The following is an 18,916-nucleotide window of genomic DNA, read 5'->3' as shown; positions in this document are numbered from 1 at the left end:
TAGGGACGAGCGTGCTTTTACCCGTGGTTCCACCCAGATTCCCATTGTAAATATACAATGGCTTCGTTTACGGTAACGTCGTTTACACGGCACTAGATACTTCATTTCCCTAGTGCAGCTCTAAGGTGGTAAGTTATTTTTCTGCGTTAGGAAGTTCTCAGCTTTCCTTCCTTCTCTGTATAACCGGGGAAAATAACTCGTGTCCTTTTCTTCGCTTATTATGAAATTGAATGCAAAAAAGCATATTCATCCCTAAATATAGGGACGAATATGCTTATATCCGTGGTTCCACCCAGATTCCCATCACAAAAAACATAATGGCTTCTTTTGCGATAACGTCGCATACACGGCACTAGATACTTCATTTCCCTAGTGCAGCTCTAAGGTGGTAAGTTATTTTTCTGCGTTAGGAAGTTCTCAGCTTTCCTTCCTTCTCTGTATAACCGGGGAAAATAACTCGTGTCCTTTTCTTTGCTTTTTGTAAAACATCCATTTATTGTTATTTAATATATCTTATTCATTTTATTTTTGCAAGTGTTTAAAAAAATTATTTATTTAATTTAAAAAAGTGAAACCAATTTTTTTTGGTTTCACTTCACAATTTTACCAATCTTGTGGTTCGTAATTTAAGTCTGCAAATAGACGTCTTTTCTCTTTCTTCGTTAAATCTCTCCACTGCCCAACTGGTAAATTATTCAATTCGATATTCATAATTCTCGTACGTTTTAACGTGTATACTTGATAACCTAAAGCTTCACACATACGGCGAATTTGACGATTTAGCCCTTGTGTTAAAATAATTTGGAACTCATATTTTGATAACTGTGTAACCTCACAAGGAAGCGTTTTTGTTCCTAAAATTTTAACACCCGCTGCCATTTTCTCTAAGAAATCAGGTGTAATTGGCTTATCTACTGAAACGATATATTCTTTCTCATGTTTGTTTTCAGCACGTAAAATTTCATTAACAATATCACCATCATTCGTTAACAAAATTAAACCGTCTGAGTCTTTATCAAGACGTCCAATGTGACTAATTCGTAAAGGATGGTTCACTAAATCGATAATATTACCTTTTACTGATTTTTCACTCGTACATGTAATACCTACTGGTTTATTTAAAGCGATATATACGTGATCTCGAGCAATTCGAAGCTGCTCTCCATTTACTCGTACATCATCACCTGGGTTCACTTGGTCACCAATTTTTGCAACCTTACCGTTAATAATTACTCTTCTCTCATTAATTAGTTTATCCGCTCCACGTCGAGACGCTTTTCCAGCTTCACTAATAAATTTATTGATACGCAAATTAGGCACATCCTTTTCTAAAAAAAATTTCAAGCTCACACTGCTTCTACCGTACAATACAAAAGGGTAAGCCTCCTATTATAACTTAAATATATTAACATGAAAGGGTATATAACGTCTTCTATTAATTACTTGTTTATAAGAAAATATCTTTATTATACATTCATTTATGCACTTTTTCAGCGTTTAATATACAAGCCATTCTTCCTTACATACAGCTTGTTTTCCTTTTATCTCTTCTATCTCTTCATGAATATTAGCTAATTTATATAAACCTGGGAAAATCTCTTCCACATAATGTTGATGCGTCTTTTCATCTTTCCAATACGTTAACACTATGTAACGATTTTCATTTTTTAAAGACTTCCCAACTACTCCACCTAACATTCCTTTTGCTTTTTCCATTCCTTTATTCCAAATTGTTTCTTGCTTCTGTAAAAAATGATTTTCCTTTTCCACCTTTACATCACATATAGCAATTCTTACGAATGATCCTTCTGTAACAACGTCTTTCAAATGCGTATCAGTTATATCATACAACGTTTGAAATAATTCAATTTCACATGAAAGAAACGTATCCTCTTGATTACTATTTAAATAAATTGTATCGTGAGCACCATTCATAAATGATTGATATGTACTTCTATCTTCCCATAAAGTAAATACACATGCCTCATCTTCATACCATCCACCAAATTGTCCATGAAACCCATCTAGGTGCCGTATATCACGCCATTTTCCTTGCGCATTTGAAAACAATTCCTTTTTCTCTTCTTCCACCTTACAGTAGATTGTTTTTAGTAGCATTTTTAATTCCCCCTTATGATCCAATCCATTTCCCACTCGCCATACTTTCTATTTTTCCATATACACAAACATTAATTTTTTGTTATCAACTCCATTACTTAATCAAAATTTGATGCCCTCCGTAAATGTTGTAAGTTGATTACGAGAATACTTACCGTGTAAAAATACATCTAAAATATAAAAATTAAAATCTCTTACTTTGTTTTCTTATCCCAGTTATAGTTTACATAATATAATTATGTATTACTATTTATATCATTCAATAAAATATACTATTTTATTCTATACGCATACTATTTTAAATTCAAACAATTCAGAATTAAAATCCAAAAAAGATAGAAAGTAAACAATCCTACATTATCATCTACTCCCTATCTCTCTTATCATCAATTATTTTTCAAATAAATAATACGTAATTTCTCCTGGATAATGTAATACAGTTACCTTCCGCTCCTCTTTTTTAAAACTAACAGTATGCCCGTTTTCCCCTAAGTTCTCCCATCCATTTGCCTTTGTAATAGGCATTACACTTGTATATTGATAGTCCTCTTCATTATCATCGTTAATATGGATTGCTGACATTGGCACTGGAAAATCTTTAATTTTAGATTCTTTGTCTACATATATGAGTGCAAATAAACCAACTAATAACATAGCCATTGAAATACTTAAAACCAGTTTTCTTCTATTCATTTTCACTAAAAACCCTCTTTTCTCGCATATAACTTTCGTCATTTTACTAAATTTAATTATTCACGTATAGAAAAGACATAATTTAAATTATTTCTAACCTATTTTCTCTACTTTAAACAACATTATTGTTATATATTATAATTATAAGTTTTTAAATTTTGGAGGCGTTACATATTGCAGAAATTACTTTTTACTAAATGGACAGTTGTTATTTCTATTTTCATCATTTTTGGTACAATTTTCTACGTTACTAATGTTAATAATAACAGCGAAAAAGCAACTGTAGAAACAGCGGAGACAAAAACTTTCAAAACGAAATTACAACCTAAAATTAATGAATTGACTACTCATTATAATGACATCATCGAAAAAGATTGGTTACCTGCCTGGGAAGAGATTAACACGAATGGAGATTCAGTAGATCGAAATAAACTATTAGTTACAATGAGTGCTGTTTCCAAACAGTACGAAACAATTATGAACGAAATAGACACGCTTAAAATTGAAGAAAACATAACAGATATAGATATACAAAAACAACTACTTCAATTCACAACTCAGTTTAAATCCGCATCAAATTTCATGAAAAATGCAGCAAATTTAATTATAGACGGAGCAAATAACTCTACTCCAACCAATGAAACTATTGAAAAAACAAAACAAGCTTTAGGACTTGCGGATCAACATATTGTCATCGCTTTATCTACTTTAAATGAAGTTGAAGATAAATTAGGACTTACAAAAAAATAAAACTATTTACTATTTTAAAATAAAAAATGATTGCAATTCACAATTTGTATGTCTATAATGTTTTTATTGCTTTACAATCAATGTGTTTATAAATTTTATAATTCGGATGAACCATTCAGGAGAAGGTCTATTGATCTACCGACGGGGCAAAAAGTTGTTATACCAACTTTGAAACTCTCAGGTCTTGGTTACAAGTAGAACTGCATGGGGACGAATCTCTGGAGAGACTCCCTCTCGCTTTCATAGAGCGCGGAGGAAAACGAGCACCGAAGGAGCAAATCCGCTACTTTAGCGGATAATCTCTCAGGTAAAAGGACAGAGACAAGCGAAAGAAAAAGCCGATTGTATCGGTTTATTTTTCTATCCCTTGTTTCTCCAGAGACCATTTCATTTACTTGAAGTGGTTTTTATTTTTTCTAAAAAAGGAGAATAAAGATGGAGACAGTAAGTAAAGTATTAGAACAACTAAATCAATACGTGTGGGGATTACCAACTTTGTTGCTACTCGTTGGAACAGGTATCATTCTCACAGTGCGTTTAAAAGGTTTACAGTTTAGTAAACTATTATACGCTCACAAACTAGCATTTAAAAAATCAGAAGATGCCTCTTCTTCTGGAGATATTAGTCACTTCCAAGCACTTATGACAGCTATGGCCGCAACGATTGGTATGGGAAATATAGCCGGTGTTGCAACAGCTGTTACAATTGGTGGTCCTGGTGCAATATTTTGGATGTGGATTACCGCTTTATTCGGTATGGCAACAAAGTATGCAGAGGCAATACTTGCAGTGAAATACCGTGTTAGTAATGAAAATGGTGAATATTCAGGTGGACCAATGTATTATTTAGAGCGTGGTTTAGGTAAGAAATGGCTTGCTATATTATTCGCTATATTTGGTACAACTGCTTCTTTCGGTATTGGTAATATGGTGCAATCTAATTCAGTTGCAGAGGCAATGCGAATTAATTTCTCTTTCCCTCCTGCTTTAACTGGTATAGTAATGTCATTTTTAATCGCAATTGTTATTTTAGGCGGTGTAAAAAAAATCGGGAAAGTGACGGGATATGTCGTTCCTATTAAAGCTTTCTTTTATATAATTGCTGGTCTTATCATTATTTTCTATCACTACGACCAAATTCCAGAAGCATTTTCACTTATTTTTTCTGGTGCATTTAATGGTACAGCAGCTGCTGGTGGTTTTATCGGGGCAACAGTTGCATCAGCTATCCAAATCGGAATGGCGCGTGGTGTATTTGCGAACGAAGCTGGTTTAGGGAGTGCACCAATTGCTGCTGCGGCTGCAAAAACTGATTCGCCTGCAAAGCAAGCTTTAGTTTCAATGACTGGTACTTTTCTAGATACGTTTATTGTATGTACAATTACAGGACTAGTATTAATCACTACAGGCGCTTGGAAATCTGGTAAAACTGGCGTTGAAGCTACAACACTTGCATTCCAATCTGTATTTGGTACTGCTGGTAGTATGATTCTCGGTATCGCAATTATTTTATTTGCCTACTCTACTATTTTAGGTTGGTCGTATTATGGAGAAAAATGTGTAGCTTATTTATTCGGAGAAAGTGCAGTTAAATATTATAAAGCAATCTTTATTGTCATGATTGCAATTGGTGCTAATTTAAAGCTAGGAATCGTATGGACATTTGCTGATATTGCAAATGGACTTATGGCAATTCCAAACTTGATTGGTCTAATTGGATTAAGTAGTATTGTTGTTGCTGAAACGAATCGTTTTTTACAAGCAGAGAAATTGAAAGAAAATAATAAAAAACAGGCAAGTTAATCTATGAAAAAAGGAATGACTCATACATGATGAGCATTCCTTTTTTCATCCCCTCTTTTACTCAATTACTATCATTAAAAATATATTTATATCAATATTTACTCCTTTTTATTCCTCCAAAAGTTTTTCACATAAATGTCATAAATCGTATGGTCTAACTATATAGTTGAAAAGGAATGCGACATTAAAGTGTCGCTGAAAAACTCATCCAAGAAAAGGGAGGAAAAATCTTTTGAAAAACAAAATCATTGTTTTCCTATCTGTTTTATCATTTATTATTGGTGGTTTCTTCTTTAACACGAATACTTCAAGTGCTGAAACATCATCTACTGATTACGTTCCTAACCAATTAATCGTTAAGTTCAAACAAAATGCATCTTTAAGTAATGTGCAATCTTTTCATAAATCTGTCGGAGCTAATGTCTTATCTAAAGATGATAAGTTAGGTTTTGAAGTCGTACAATTTTCAAAAGGTACTGTAAAAGAAAAAATAAAGAGTTATAAAAATAATCCAGATGTGGAATATGCAGAACCGAATTATTACGTTCACGCCTTTTGGACTCCAAACGACCCATATTTTAATAATCAATATGGATTACAAAAGATTCAAGCTCCACAAGCTTGGGATAGCCAACGAAGTGATCCTGGTGTAAAAGTAGCTATTATTGATACAGGAGTTCAAGGCTCACACCCTGATTTGGCTTCGAAAGTAATTTACGGGCATGACTATGTTGATAACGACAATACATCTGATGATGGTAATGGTCATGGTACACATTGCGCTGGAATTACTGGAGCACTTACGAATAACAGCGTCGGAATTGCTGGTGTTGCCCCACAAACTTCAATTTATGCTGTCCGCGTATTAGATAATCAAGGAAGTGGTACTCTTGATGCTGTAGCGCAAGGTATTCGAGAAGCTGCTGATTCGGGTGCAAAAGTAATTAGTTTAAGTTTAGGAGCTCCAAATGGTGGTACTGCATTACAACAAGCCGTTCAATATGCATGGAATAAAGGCTCTGTTATAGTTGCAGCTGCTGGAAATGCTGGAAATACAAAAGCTAATTACCCTGCTTATTACAGCGAAGTAATTGCAGTTGCTTCTACAGATCAATCAGATAGAAAATCTTCATTCTCTACTTATGGTAGCTGGGTAGATGTTGCAGCACCAGGTTCAAATATATATTCAACATATAAAGGAAGTACGTATCAATCATTAAGTGGTACATCTATGGCAACACCTCATGTTGCAGGAGTCGCAGCTCTTTTAGCAAATCAAGGATATAGCAATACACAAATCCGCCAAATTATTGAGTCTACTACTGATAAAATTAGTGGTACAGGTACGTACTGGAAAAACGGTAGAGTCAATGCATATAAGGCTGTACAATACGCTAAGCAATTACAAGAAAATAAAGCTTCTTAATAAATAAAGTAAAATTTTAATCAGTCGATCTACCATTAATGCCGGATAAAATAGAAGGAGAGACTTCTACAATTAAAGCCTCTCCTTTTTACAAACTATATTACTCTCCCTGCTTTTTAACCATATGTAAATACAGTACAAAATCCATCATTGTTGACGAATGACCAAGTTGACGGATCATCGCTGTTATATTTCCTCTATGATATGTACCATGATTTACGACATGTTGCACTAATTCTAAAATCGAAGTTTCTAATTTCCCTACATATGGATTCTCAATAACAAATACAGCATTCACATCTTGTATTGTAATTAAAAACTCTTTATATTGATTTGCCATGTTTTCAAACATTTTTTCTAATTCATGTAACGATTTAGTTTCAATTTGTTTTCGTAAATCTTCTCGGTCTTGTATTGCTTCATCCATACTTTTACCATGCAATATATGTAACCACACTTGATCTGTAATATAAATATGCACAAAAGTATCCTTAATGGATGGGAATACACTCTGTATCTGCTCATTAAAAATCGTCTCATAGTTTGGTAACTCTTTTAATCGATTGAATAATCTAGTATTAGCCCAAGCATGGTAATCACACTGTTTTAATATATAATCTTTCAACTTATATTACCTCCTTATTGTATGAAACGAATGGTTTGTTTCTTCATTTCTGATTCTCTATCAGCCTTTGCAATCCCTTTTTCTTTCATTTCATGCTTATTTATCGTTTTATATTTTACATACGTATAAAATTCCGTTTGAAATGGAAATGGTGTAATCCGAATCGTTTCCTCGTCCACCCATTCAGCTTGAATAAGTTTCTCCTCTTTACTATTAAACATTTCTGTTCCTTCAAAACCATCTTTAAATAAGTCAATTTCATCTTTCTTTTTGACACCAGGCTTATTCATACATACGTATAAAGAAAGTTCATCACAAAACTTTAATAATCTATAATGTTTATCGAACATCGCAAACTGTTCCTTTGTTAACGTTTTCAAAATTCTTTTTTGTCGTTCTAATTCATGTTTATAAAATGACATCATCTCTTCATCTTCCTCGTTTAGTGGAAATGATAAAAAATGTTTACTACAAAGCAATGCCCCGTATGGATTAGAATTTTCAATTTCATTCAAACCAATCGTATAAAAAACAAAACGTAATGGGCTTGGACAATCCATAAATGTATATGGAATATTTTTAGCATCATTCAAAATTGGTACTTTATCAAGCTCTATCCATCCTCTGTCATGCTCATATATTGCATCAACTGTTTCTTTTAAATATGTTTTACTTTCAAAAAAGTCTTCTTTTATATGTTTTGCAATCTCTCCAGCTAAAAAACCATGATCATGTTGACGAATTAATATACTTTCCTTCTCATTTTTTTCACGAAAAATCATTCATATACTCCCCCTCATCCTCATATTAAAGCTTTTTATATGCATCGATTCTTAATTAATCCCTAAATAATAGAAGGGATTCAGTCTCTTGCAACGAAATTAACATAATTATATAGTATTCTATCTAATCATAGTGATAGCTTTATCTTTACTATCTATTATACTAAAACATTCATTCCAAAAATTTTTTTATGAGGTGAAAACATGAACAAAACAGAATTAATTAAAAACGTAGCTCAATCAGCTGATATTTCTCAAAAGGACGCTTCTGCAGCTGTACAATCCGTATTTGACACAATTGCTAATGCATTACAATCTGGAGATAAAGTTCAACTAATCGGTTTTGGAACTTTTGAAGTGCGCGAAAGATCTGCTCGTACAGGACGTAATCCGCAAACTGGCGAAGAAATTCAAATCGCCGCTGGTAAAGTTCCTGCATTTAAAGCAGGTAAAGAATTAAAAGAAGCTGTTAAATAAACAAGAAACCAGCCATTTTATAGGCTGGTTTCTTGTTTTTATTTAAGTAATTGCTTTATATTCTCTGCATGATACACTTCACAAATATAAAATACACATTTGCATTTACTTACAATTTGATACTTTCTAGTTGGATACACATTCGCTGTAACAGAACATCCATCAAACAATTCAATAATATTTCCAGATGGCTGATATCCTTCATATAATACATTTCTTCTTACTTCCATCTTTTCTATAAGCTTTTCAACAGGAATATTTCCACTCTCTAATTCACTCTTTATTGCGTCCGGTAAAAACGAAGTGTCTGCAAAAATTAGATTTTCAGATAACACCTTGCCTTTATAACTAACATTAGATACACGGTAAAGAAATGTTCCATCTTTATCAAAGAAATTCTTTGCTTCTTTCGGAATGTACTGTCTACCAAGTGCCTCTTGTTCAAGAACATCAAACTGAACTGTATCATTTAAAAGCTTTTCTAAAGCATGAATGGATGATGTATCTCCAGAAAATAAAATATTTTTAATTGCTTGTACGTTATAAGTGAATTCATTCTTTCTATTTTCCGCTACTAACATGAGGAACACCTCTTCTATAATTTTTTTATTTAAGATTTAAAAGTGCTGCCGCATCTAATTGCGTAATTTCAGTTACTTCCTTACTGAATATTGCAACAGAGGCCCTATAATCTAAACTAGGCTTTACATCTTCCATCATTGTATTATTTAATAACTCTTGTCTATCCTTAAAAACCAACAAGTTTGGAGGATCATTTGGAGCTGATACTGTAATATGTACTGGCGGAATCATTAGTCCTTCACCTGTCGCTTTCAGCACCGCTTCTTTTCGAGTCCAATATGTTAAAAACCCTTCTATTTTCTGTTCATTTGGCAGTTTCATAACTTGCGCTATTTCAATGTCTGTTAATACACCTTCTGCCATTTTCATAACATCTACATTTGGATTCATTTGTTCTACATCTATGCCAACAGGTGCAGATTTTGTAAAAGCAACGACAACCCACTCACCTGAATGTGAAACGGATAATTGCGGCATACCTTCTGGTAATTGTGGTCTTCCATGCTGCAATTTACATACTGAGCACATTCGATCAATTGGTACTTGGACTGGTGACATAGAAAGTATCTTACCGAGAACTAATCTACTTATTACGCAACCTATTATAAAACGAGCTCGATCTGCCGAATGGTGATACGAATTTGCTTTCTCTCGCTCTATATCATTTAGTAAATTGTAATGCCATGATTGTAAATCTGAAATTCTTGCCCACCATATTTGACAATCATTCTCATTCAAAGTTGGAATAGAATCTACAACTTTACTTTCTATCATGTAAACTCTCCTTTATTCAACGAATATCAATTTTCATAAGAAAGCATGCGTATATTGTTATTCATTGACAAGTACTTTCTCTTTTTCTGATACAGATAATGTTTTTTCTTTCTTCTTTGACATTACCTCTTTATCGGAAATACGTAAAGAAAATAGTAGTGCTATGAGCAAAAATATTGCTGATCCAATTAGTGCTGCTTGATATGGTAAAAAATCGAATTGAACGTTATTACTTCCAAAACCGGCTAGTATACTAGCTAAAACAGCTACTCCTATTGCTGAACCTAGTCGATTTTGCACATTGAATATAGTAGTAGCTCTCCCCATAGAAGGCGGCGTGATATTGTTAAAGGCAGAAAATTGAACCGCACCGACAGATTGACCTAAGAAAATACCGATACCAAACAATAATGCGCGGATTTGCCACGGATTCGTATCGTGATTTACAAAACTCAATAAAACAAATATAACCGCCGTACATATTAATCCAATAGAAATTACCTTTCGAGCTCCTAATTTCTTATATGACCATGGCACAATTTGTGAAGAAATCATTAATCCAATCGCCTCTGGAAATGTCGTAAGTCCTGATTCTAGCGCGGAAACTCCTATCACATTTTGATACATAAGTGGAAAAACAAATAACATTCCTAATAAACCGGCTGATGAAAATAATGATATAAGGCTCATCTTTCTAAAGACTGGTTCTTTTAATAAGCGTAAATCTAACATCGGTTGCTTTACTTTCAGTTCTACGATTATAAACAACGTAATGAATACACCCCCAGCTACCCCGGTACTCATAATTTCTGGAGAAATCCATCCTTTTGACGGTCCCTGGCTGAGTGCATATATGAGCATCGCAAATCCTGGTGCTGATAAAATAAAGCCGAGCGAATCAAAGCGACCAGCTGATTTTTCAACATGCTCTGCTAAAAATAGAAGTCCAAAGAGCAATGCAACGATTCCAAACGGTAGATTAATATAAAATACCCAACGCCAAGACATTTGATCTACAAAGAAACCACCGATGATAGGACCAACTGCTGGTGCTACAGCAATTGGCAGTACAATGAACCGGGAAATCTTCGGTCTTTCCTCTGGTGAAAATGTTCGGAATAACATCGCCATTCCGACCGGTGTTAAAAGCCCTCCACCAGCACCTTGAATGATACGGAAAATATTCAATGAAGTAATATCGTTAGCCATTCCGCATAAAGCAGAGGCAATTGTAAATACGAAAAGAGCAATTAAAAATACTCTTTTCGTACCAAAACGATCTCCTAACCAACCAGAAATCGGAAGGAAAACAGCTAAACTAACTAAATACCCAACATTCACCGTCCCCATTGCAGATGCAGGTACTTGTAGTTCCCTACTTATCGTTTGCAGTGCTACATTTACAATCGTTGCGTCCATCGCAGCCATAAACATCGCAGTTATATAAACGATACTTACAACTACTTTTGGATTTAGTTTTTCTTTCATTATCGTTTTCCTACTAATGTTTTTTCGCGAACTTGATTACCTTGTGGATTCAAATCTTTCCAGTTATATTCAACATATTCTAAGCAGCTCTGCCTACTAGCTTCTTCATATACGACATTCCAGCCAATAGGTACATCGAGAAAAGCAGGCCAGAGAGAATACTGGCCCTCCTCATTTATTAATACTTTATATGTGTAATTATCATTTTCAAATGGATTCGTCATACTCTACTTACCCCTTTCTTATTCTGCAAATATTTCGCTAATACTTGCCCAATTTCCGTAAGTGGACCTGGCTGACATAGATCTTTATGTCTACAATCAATATCGTGCTGCACAATTTGCCCGTCTAAATAATTTAGCCACGTATTTGGAGAAATAGGATCAAACCAGTCTGGTATAACAGTAGATCTAAAGAATAAGATATCTCCGTTATAAACTTTCGGTACATATTTCCCTAACAACCCTACTGAATTTACATATGTTTCTTTCAAGTTCAATATAGTCTCTTCTTCAAGACTTGCTAATGCACTTCCATCTTTACGAAGGATTTCAACTGCACTTTCCATTGTAAGGGGTTTACCATCCATGTTATCTGGATCATATCCGCCTAAAGCAAGTAATGCAATTAACGCTTCCTCTTCAGTAGGCGCTTCCGTATTTGGTAAGAAGTGTCCAGGATAAGAATCAAGCATAACGAGTAATTCTACTTCTTCCCCTTCATTTTGTAGTTGCGCCGCCATTGCATGCACAACATTTCCTCCAAGCGACCAACCTAATAAACGATATGGTCCATAAGGCTGTACTTCACGAACATGTTTCAAGTAATCCGCCGCCATCTCCTCTAAACTTTTTGGAAGTTCTTCATTTTTAGCAATACCACGTGCTTGTACACCATAGATTGGATAATCTGTTCCTAAAGATTTCATAAGTCCTGCATAGCACCAACTTAATCCACCTGCTGGATGTACACAAAATAGTGGTAATTGATCCCCGCTTGCTCGTAATGGAAGCAACACATCAAGTGCACTTTGACCATTCCCCATCTCAAGTCTTTCAGCTAACCCTGCAACAGTCGGTGCTGCAAATAAAGTACCAATGTTTAGTTCCACTCCAAGCGCCTCTTTCATGCGGCTCATAAGCTGCACTGCAAGGAGTGAATGACCACCAAGATCAAAGAATCCGTCATCAATTCCAATTTGAGGTACACTTAGCACTTCTGTAAACAAGTCACATAACATTTCTTCTTGCGGTGTTCTTGGACCACGACTAGAAGATGATGCGATAAATTCTGGAGCTGGCAATGCCTTTCTATCTAATTTACCGTTTGGAGTTAAAGGTAACTCATTTACTACTACAAAAGCGTATGGAACCATATAATCTGGTAAACTACCACTAGCAAACTGACGCATTTCATTCGTATCAATTGCTTCATTATTTGATGCAACGATATAAGAAACTAACCGTTTATCCCCTGGTTGATCTTCACGTACAATAACGGCTACTTGCTCAACTTTAGGGTGCTTCATTATGACTGCTTCTATTTCTCCTAATTCAATTCGGAATCCACGAATTTTGATTTGATGATCTGCACGTCCTATATAATCTAGCGTCCCATCATTACGCCAGCGAGCTAAGTCTCCTGTACGATACATTCTTGTACCTGGCTTGCTAAATGGATCTGCGATAAAGCGTTCAGCCGTTAATCCTGCTCTTCCTAAATATCCACGCGCAAGTCCTGCACCTGCAACATACATTTCTCCAACTACTCCAGGTGGGACTGGTTGTAAATAGTTGTCTAACACATACACTTTAAGGTCAGGTATACTGCACCCAATTAAACTATTTGCTCGTAAAGAGACGATAGTTTCATCTAATTCAATATAACTAACATGCACTGTCGTCTCCGTAATACCGTACATATTAATAAGCTTTGGTGCGTTATGAGGATGTCGACTATACCAATCTTCTAAGCGACTTAGCTCAAGTGCTTCTCCTCCAAAAACAACATATCGTAAAGATAATTTTTGGCCGATCTCTTCATTTTCACGATCTGCTTGCATCAATTGATAGAACGCTGATGGAGTTTGGTTTAAAACCGTAACCTTTTCTTTAACAAGAAGCTGTAAAAATTCTTTCGGCGAGCGACTTACAGTATGTGGAACTACAACTAAACGCCCTCCGTATAATAAAGGTCCCCAAATTTCCCAAACCGAGAAATCAAAAGCGTATGAATGGAACATCGTCCAAACATCGTTTCCGTCAAACTGGAACCAATGATCAGTTGCTCCTAAAAGTCTTACTACATTTTGATGAGGTATCATAACGCCTTTCGGTCTACCCGTTGAGCCTGACGTATAAATAACGTAAGCAATATGTGATGGAGATAATGGCTTAATTCGTTCCACTTCATCAATATTTTCTTCACTATATTTCTCAACTTCTGCTAGTACTTTCACATCATCAACTAAAACTTTTAGTGCCTCATCACATTCAATTTCCACTTCTGAATTCGTTAAAACACGTGATGGTTTCGCATCGTGTAGCATAAATGAAATACGGTCTGCTGGGTAATCTGGATCTAACGGAAGGTATCCAGCACCAGCTTTAAGAACAGCTAATAAGCTTACAACCATGTTTAATGATCTTGGCATCGCTAAAGCAACGAGTTGATCAGGACCAATCCCTTTTGCTATTAGGAATCGAGCTATTTTATTTGCTTTTCTATTTAACTCTTCATAAGTTAATTTCTTATCTTCAAAGACAACAGCAATAGAATTTGGATTTATATGAACCTGCTTTTCAAACAATTGTGGCAATGTCATTTCTGGTGCAATTTGAAAACCACCATTCCACTTTTCTAACACTGTATTTTTCTCTGCTACAGCTAATATTTCTAATGTGCCAATTGATCGATCCGGATTTGTAGCTGCATCATCTAATAACAAAATGAATCGTTCTATTAGTTTTTGAACCGTTTCACGTTTATATAAATCGGTACTAAACTCTAGTAATCCATGTAAACCGTTCGGAGTACCATCAACTCCGTTATTCTCACTAATTTCAAATGTTAAATCAAATTTTGCAGAACCGACGCTTTGAATTTCAAGGCTCGCTTCTAAATCTGGTACATGAAACGTTGCTTCTGGTGTATTTTGAAAAGCTAACATAACTTGAAACAACGGGTGGCTGTTTCGAGTACGTACTGGATTTAATACTTCAACAAGCCTTTCAAATGGAACATCTTGATTTTCATAAGCTACAAGGTTTACCTGCTTCACTCTATTTAATAATTCTTTAAAACTTGGATCTCCTGAAGTATTTGTACGTAACACTAATGTATTTACAAATAAACCAACAATATCTGAAAGTACATCATCATTTCTTCCAGCAATCGGACTTCCAATGGGTATATCAGTGCCTGCACCTAATCTTGTAAATAGTGCACTAAGCCCTGCTTGCAATACCATAAACAAACTAACTCCATTCTCACGTGCAAGCTCTACTAACCTACTATGCATACCTTCATCTATATGAAAATGAATTGTTTCCCCGCGGTAACTCGTCTCAATTGGACGCTGGAAATCTGTAGGTAACTCCATTTGGTCTGGTAAACCTTTAAGTTCTTCTTTCCAAAAATCTAATTGTGTTGAAATAAGACTCTCTGGTGTCGTTTCATCACCTAGCAATTGCTGTTGCCAAAGTGCATAATCTGCGTATTGAACTGGAAGTGACTCCAGCTGAATTCTGTCCCCTTGACATCGCGCTTTATACGCCGCTGTAAAATCTCTCGTTAACGGCTGTAATGACCAGCCATCACCTACAATATGATGTAATAGAATTAATAATACATGTTCGTTTTCACTCACTGTAAAAAGTTGTAAACGAACTGCCGGCTCAAAATCGAGGTTAAAGCTATATCTTACCGCCTCTGAAAGTACACTTTCTAATTCATCTTTACATGTATTAGTTATAACCATTTCTAGATTTAAGTTTTCCATATCTAAAATTTTCTGATAGGAACTACCTAATACGTTAGGGAAAATTGTTCTAAGTGTTTCATGTTTCTCAACTACATCATAAAAAGCACCTTGTAATGCTTCCCGATTCAATATTCCATTCATACGAATGACTAGCGGAATATTATAAGTAGGACTTGGACCTTCTAAACAATTTAAGAACCATAACCTGCGCTGTGCAAATGAAAGTGGAACTTCATTTGGCCTACTTGCTTTCTGAATAGCTGGTCTTGCGCTTTTTGCATGGTTTAATTGTTTCGCCAGTTCGGCAACAGTTGGTGATTCAAATAGTTTCCCAATTCCTAATTCCACACTTAACGTTTCACGAATTCTAGCCATTAAACGAGATGCGAGAAGTGAATGTCCACCCATTTCAAAGAAATTATCATCAATGCTAATTCGAGAGACACCAAGTACTTCTGCAAATAAATCACATAATATTTCTTCTTTCGGATTTCTAGCAACTCTCTCATTGTTCATTCCATTAAAATCAGGAGCAGGTAATTTCTTTCTATCCACCTTACCATTTGGCGTTAATGGTAATTCTTCTAGCACAACAAATGCTGATGGTATCATGTAATTCGCTAAACTTTCTGAAACATAAGAACGAATTTCTGAAAGATTAATCGGTTCCTTTTCTTCTGCAACGATATACGCAATGATGCGTTTATCATTTGCATGATCTTCTCGTACCATTACTACCGCTTGTTGAATATTTTTATGTCGTTGTAATACCGTTTCAATTTCAGCTAATTCAATTCGGAATCCACGAATTTTAATTTGATGATCTGCGCGACTAATGTACTCTAACGCACCATCACTACGCCATTTCACAAGATCTCCTGTACGGTACATGCGCTTCCCTGATTCTCCATAAGGATTTGCAACAAACCGTTCAGCTGTTAACTCAGGTTTTCCTAAATATCCGCTTGCAAGTCCTTCCCCTGCAATATATAATTCACCAATAGCTCCAGGTGGAACTGGTTGTAACCCTGCATCCAATACATACACTTCTGTATTGCAAATTGGTTTTCCAATAGGAGGTATACCCTTTTCACCTTCATCAATGTTCATGAAAGTAGACCAAATCGTCGTTTCAGTTGGTCCATATAAATTAGTTATTGAGCAACCTAATTCTCGTAATTTATTTGCTAAATGCGCTGGAAGAGCTTCACCACCAACAAGTATGCTTAGCCCTTGTAGCTTCTCTGGATAATCAGTTACTAACGCCTGCCAAAGCGTCGGTGTAGCCTGCATAATGGTCACTCTTTCTTCATGTAAAAGTGTCGTTAATGCAGAAGGCTCTTGTATGTCTTCTTTTTGCGCAATTGTTAAACTTGCACCACTAATAAGAGGTAAATAAATTTCTAGTGCAGAAATATCAAATGCAAACGTTGTAACTGCTAATAAATGATCATTTTCATTTAATGAAAACTTTTGTTGCATAGCCATTAAAAAGTTACTTAAACCTCTCATAGGAACAATTACACCTTTTGGGTTTCCTGTTGAGCCTGAAGTATATATTGTATAGGCTGGGTTTAACAGTGATACATCATTCTTACATGCTATATTCATACGAGAATATGTATGTAACGCTAGTTTCGTTTCTTCGTCATCTAATACAATTTTTTTCATATCCTTTTCTATAACTAACTTAGATGAAACAGATGAATGTGTTATGATACAAACTGGTTTTGCATCATTTACTATATAAGTAACTCTATCTGCTGGGTATTCTGGATCTATTGGTAAATACGCTGCACCAGCCTTTAAGACTGCTAGCATACTAACTACCATTTCTATTGATCTAGGGAATACTAAAGCTACAAACTGGTTTGGTCGTATTCCTTCTTCTACTAAATAATGTGCTAGTTCATTCGCTCGTTCATTTAGCTCTTTATACGTAAGGTTTACACCGTCACAAGTAATCGCTAGTTTATTGGGATTTTTTTGCACTTGTTTTTCAAATGATATAGGCAGACTGATTAACTCATCGTCTTCCTTCGTTTCATTCCATTCCAATAAAACTTTATGATTTTCTTCAGGCAGAGTAATGTTTATTTTTCCAATCGACTCGTTTTTCTCATAATTATTTACTACTAATTCAAATAGATTCATAAATCTTTCTTTATGCAATGCTAGCTCCGCGCCATTATATACTTCGGGATTCGCATCAAAATGAATCATTAGCTCATTTTGATCAAAACGTTTATATACATTTATTGATAAATCATCGACAGGTCCTGCTGATAAGTTATGCGTAATACCACGATTTCCAGCAAAGTTAAGCCCGTAATCAAAAGGCATAACATTCACTAACGGTCCAAACAACCTTTGATTTTCACCTAGTAACTTTAAGTCTCTTCTTAATTCCTCATGACGGTATTTATAATGGCGACGTACATCTCGGATTTCTTTAGAAACTTGTTGCAATAATTCTGCAAGAGTTATATTTGGAGTTACTGTAATACGAAGTGGAACTAAATTCATTACCATACTTGGTGTATGAATAGATACAGAACCTAGACGTCCCATCATCGGTAAACCTAAAACAATATCATTTTCACCTGTTAATTTATGCATATAAATACTTGTTATAGCGACAATGAATTCCGGCCAACTTGTTAACGAAATATTGATATCTTCTAGTAAAGTTTTCGTGCTAGAACTAGATAAATAAGCTGTTTCTCGTGAAAATCCATTTGATGTTCTCGGTGCTCGTTCTGCCAAACTTACAACTTCTGGTTCATCTGCATACTTTTCTAACCAAAAAATACGATCTTCCTGAAATTGTTTAGACTCACGATACTCAATATCTTCTTGCACGACTTTTGCAAGAGAACCAAATGGTTTTTCATTCTTGTTTGTTTCTTCTATAAGTGATGTATACTCATTCGCTACCTTTTGGCTAAGAAGTGAAAATCCATAGCCATCCATCACAATGTGATGGATGCGCTGATACCAAAAGAAACGATTATTTTCAACTTGAATAAGTGCTTCAGTAAATAATGTATCTTTTTTCAAATTGACTGGTATAGATAAATCATTTTTCATCCATACTTTAGCAGCTTCTTCAGGATTTTCTTCTTTACGAACGTCAATAAAATGCATATGAAACTGTGATTCTTCAATAACTTGCCATAGGCCAATTTCATCCTCTTCGAAGCGAACATGAAGTGCTTCTGTTTCCATTACAACTTTACGTACAGCTAATTCAAAAATGTCTTGATGAATATTTCCGTTTATTTCTACATATTCCCCAGTATTATAAATTGGATTAAGCGGATCTAATTGTTGCGCAAACCACATACCAGACTGCGCAGATGATAACGAATGACGAATCTTTTGACTGTTAGGCATTCTTTACTACCCCTTTATTA

At 35.1% G+C, this 18,916-nt stretch carries 14 protein-coding genes, 1 riboswitch and 2 other annotated features (1 of these 17 cut by a window edge); of the genes, 4 read left to right on the top strand and 10 right to left on the bottom strand.

All coding sequences use genetic code 11. The features are described from left to right. Positions 1–221 (bottom strand) — a binding site (T-box leader) (it extends 2 nt beyond the left edge of the window). Positions 222–257: 36 nt separating this feature from the next. Then, positions 258–481: a binding site (T-box leader), on the bottom strand. A 122-nt stretch (positions 482–603) separates the two neighbouring features. From rluF to DN399_RS11210, 3 genes are all read right to left on the bottom strand, one after another. Beyond that, the gene (rluF, locus tag DN399_RS11220; protein WP_001222171.1) at positions 604–1,311 is read right to left on the bottom strand and encodes a 23S rRNA pseudouridine(2604) synthase RluF; all 708 of its coding nucleotides are present in this window, start codon (positions 1,309–1,311) and stop codon (positions 604–606) included. A gap of 186 nt (positions 1,312–1,497) precedes the next feature. Continuing rightward, the gene (locus DN399_RS11215; RefSeq protein ID WP_000925169.1) at positions 1,498–2,118 is read right to left on the bottom strand and encodes a DUF4937 domain-containing protein; all 621 of its coding nucleotides are present in this window, start codon (positions 2,116–2,118) and stop codon (positions 1,498–1,500) included. Between the two features lie 390 nt (positions 2,119–2,508). After that, complete coding sequence (locus DN399_RS11210; RefSeq protein ID WP_050566488.1) at positions 2,509–2,853, bottom strand: hypothetical protein; 345 nt, start codon at positions 2,851–2,853, stop codon at positions 2,509–2,511. A 132-nt stretch (positions 2,854–2,985) separates the two neighbouring features. On the opposite strand from DN399_RS11210, the gene DN399_RS11205 reads away from it, so the two are divergent. From DN399_RS11205 to DN399_RS11195, 3 genes are all read left to right on the top strand, one after another. Continuing rightward, a complete protein-coding gene (locus DN399_RS11205) occupies positions 2,986–3,561 on the top strand; it encodes a hypothetical protein (RefSeq protein WP_001170892.1) in 576 nt (191 codons plus the stop codon). Between the two features lie 208 nt (positions 3,562–3,769). Continuing rightward, positions 3,770–3,890, top strand: a riboswitch (glycine riboswitch). Between the two features lie 106 nt (positions 3,891–3,996). Then, entirely contained in the window at positions 3,997–5,364 is a 1,368-nt protein-coding gene (locus tag DN399_RS11200) for an alanine/glycine:cation symporter family protein (protein ID WP_000451035.1), read from the top strand. A gap of 232 nt (positions 5,365–5,596) precedes the next feature. After that, the gene (locus DN399_RS11195) at positions 5,597–6,790 is read left to right on the top strand and encodes a S8 family peptidase (protein ID WP_000790937.1); all 1,194 of its coding nucleotides are present in this window, start codon (positions 5,597–5,599) and stop codon (positions 6,788–6,790) included. Between the two features lie 100 nt (positions 6,791–6,890). Here DN399_RS11195 and DN399_RS11190 read toward each other — a convergent pair whose 3' ends face one another. Next, on the bottom strand, positions 6,891–7,415 hold the full coding sequence (locus DN399_RS11190) for a DinB family protein (protein WP_016122462.1): 525 nt from the start codon (positions 7,413–7,415) through the stop codon (positions 6,891–6,893). 14 nt (positions 7,416–7,429) lie between these two features. Then, positions 7,430–8,197: a DUF3891 family protein gene (locus DN399_RS11185; protein WP_006918586.1), complete on the bottom strand. Its 768-nt coding sequence runs from the start codon at positions 8,195–8,197 to the stop codon at positions 7,430–7,432. Positions 8,198–8,401: 204 nt separating this feature from the next. Between DN399_RS11185 and DN399_RS11180 the strand changes: the two genes are divergently transcribed. Beyond that, positions 8,402–8,674, top strand: coding sequence for an HU family DNA-binding protein (locus tag DN399_RS11180; RefSeq protein ID WP_001043905.1), 273 nt, complete (start codon positions 8,402–8,404; stop codon positions 8,672–8,674). A gap of 38 nt (positions 8,675–8,712) precedes the next feature. Here DN399_RS11180 and DN399_RS11175 read toward each other — a convergent pair whose 3' ends face one another. The 5 genes from DN399_RS11175 to DN399_RS11155 are packed head-to-tail and all read right to left on the bottom strand — an operon-like array spanning position 8,713 to position 18,896. After that, positions 8,713–9,255 (bottom strand): hypothetical protein, encoded by a 543-nt coding sequence (locus DN399_RS11175; protein ID WP_000959125.1) that lies wholly within the window; start codon positions 9,253–9,255, stop codon positions 8,713–8,715. A gap of 25 nt (positions 9,256–9,280) precedes the next feature. Beyond that, the gene (gene sfp / locus DN399_RS11170) at positions 9,281–10,030 is read right to left on the bottom strand and encodes a 4'-phosphopantetheinyl transferase Sfp (protein WP_006918580.1); all 750 of its coding nucleotides are present in this window, start codon (positions 10,028–10,030) and stop codon (positions 9,281–9,283) included. 57 nt (positions 10,031–10,087) lie between these two features. Next, a complete protein-coding gene (locus DN399_RS11165; protein WP_006918579.1) occupies positions 10,088–11,518 on the bottom strand; it encodes an MDR family MFS transporter in 1,431 nt (476 codons plus the stop codon). Next, positions 11,518–11,742 (bottom strand): MbtH family protein, encoded by a 225-nt coding sequence (locus DN399_RS11160; protein ID WP_000184059.1) that lies wholly within the window; start codon positions 11,740–11,742, stop codon positions 11,518–11,520. Before DN399_RS11160 ends, DN399_RS11165 begins: the two co-directional genes overlap by 1 nt. Continuing rightward, positions 11,739–18,896 carry an amino acid adenylation domain-containing protein gene (locus DN399_RS11155; protein ID WP_149149554.1) on the bottom strand — a complete coding sequence of 2,386 codons (7,158 nt, stop codon included), beginning with the start codon at positions 18,894–18,896 and terminating at the stop codon, positions 11,739–11,741. Before DN399_RS11155 ends, DN399_RS11160 begins: the two co-directional genes overlap by 4 nt. Positions 18,897–18,916 lie beyond the last annotated feature (20 nt).

The organism is Bacillus sp. AR4-2, from assembly GCF_008274865.1.
GTDB classification, from domain to species: domain Bacteria; phylum Bacillota; class Bacilli; order Bacillales; family Bacillaceae_G; genus Bacillus_A; species Bacillus_A cereus.
The sequence above is the reverse complement of the archived record's forward strand: the minus strand, read 5'-3'. Positions and strand labels throughout refer to the sequence as shown.

Excerpts from the sequence above, each read along its gene's own strand:
- DN399_RS11215 (WP_000925169.1), bottom strand. The coding sequence starts at position 2,118 with ATGCTACTAAAAACAATCTACTGTAAGGTGGAAGAAGAGAAAAAGGAA.
- DN399_RS11210 (WP_050566488.1), bottom strand. The coding sequence starts at position 2,853 with ATGACGAAAGTTATATGCGAGAAAAGAGGGTTTTTAGTGAAAATGAAT.
- DN399_RS11200 (WP_000451035.1), top strand. The coding sequence starts at position 3,997 with ATGGAGACAGTAAGTAAAGTATTAGAACAACTAAATCAATACGTGTGG.
- DN399_RS11185 (WP_006918586.1), bottom strand. The coding sequence starts at position 8,197 with ATGATTTTTCGTGAAAAAAATGAGAAGGAAAGTATATTAATTCGTCAA.
- DN399_RS11180 (WP_001043905.1), top strand. The coding sequence starts at position 8,402 with ATGAACAAAACAGAATTAATTAAAAACGTAGCTCAATCAGCTGATATT.
- DN399_RS11175 (WP_000959125.1), bottom strand. The coding sequence starts at position 9,255 with ATGTTAGTAGCGGAAAATAGAAAGAATGAATTCACTTATAACGTACAA.
- sfp (WP_006918580.1), bottom strand. The coding sequence starts at position 10,030 with ATGATAGAAAGTAAAGTTGTAGATTCTATTCCAACTTTGAATGAGAAT.
- DN399_RS11165 (WP_006918579.1), bottom strand. The coding sequence starts at position 11,518 with ATGAAAGAAAAACTAAATCCAAAAGTAGTTGTAAGTATCGTTTATATA.
- DN399_RS11160 (WP_000184059.1), bottom strand. The coding sequence starts at position 11,742 with ATGACGAATCCATTTGAAAATGATAATTACACATATAAAGTATTAATA.
- DN399_RS11155 (WP_149149554.1), bottom strand. The coding sequence starts at position 18,896 with ATGCCTAACAGTCAAAAGATTCGTCATTCGTTATCATCTGCGCAGTCT.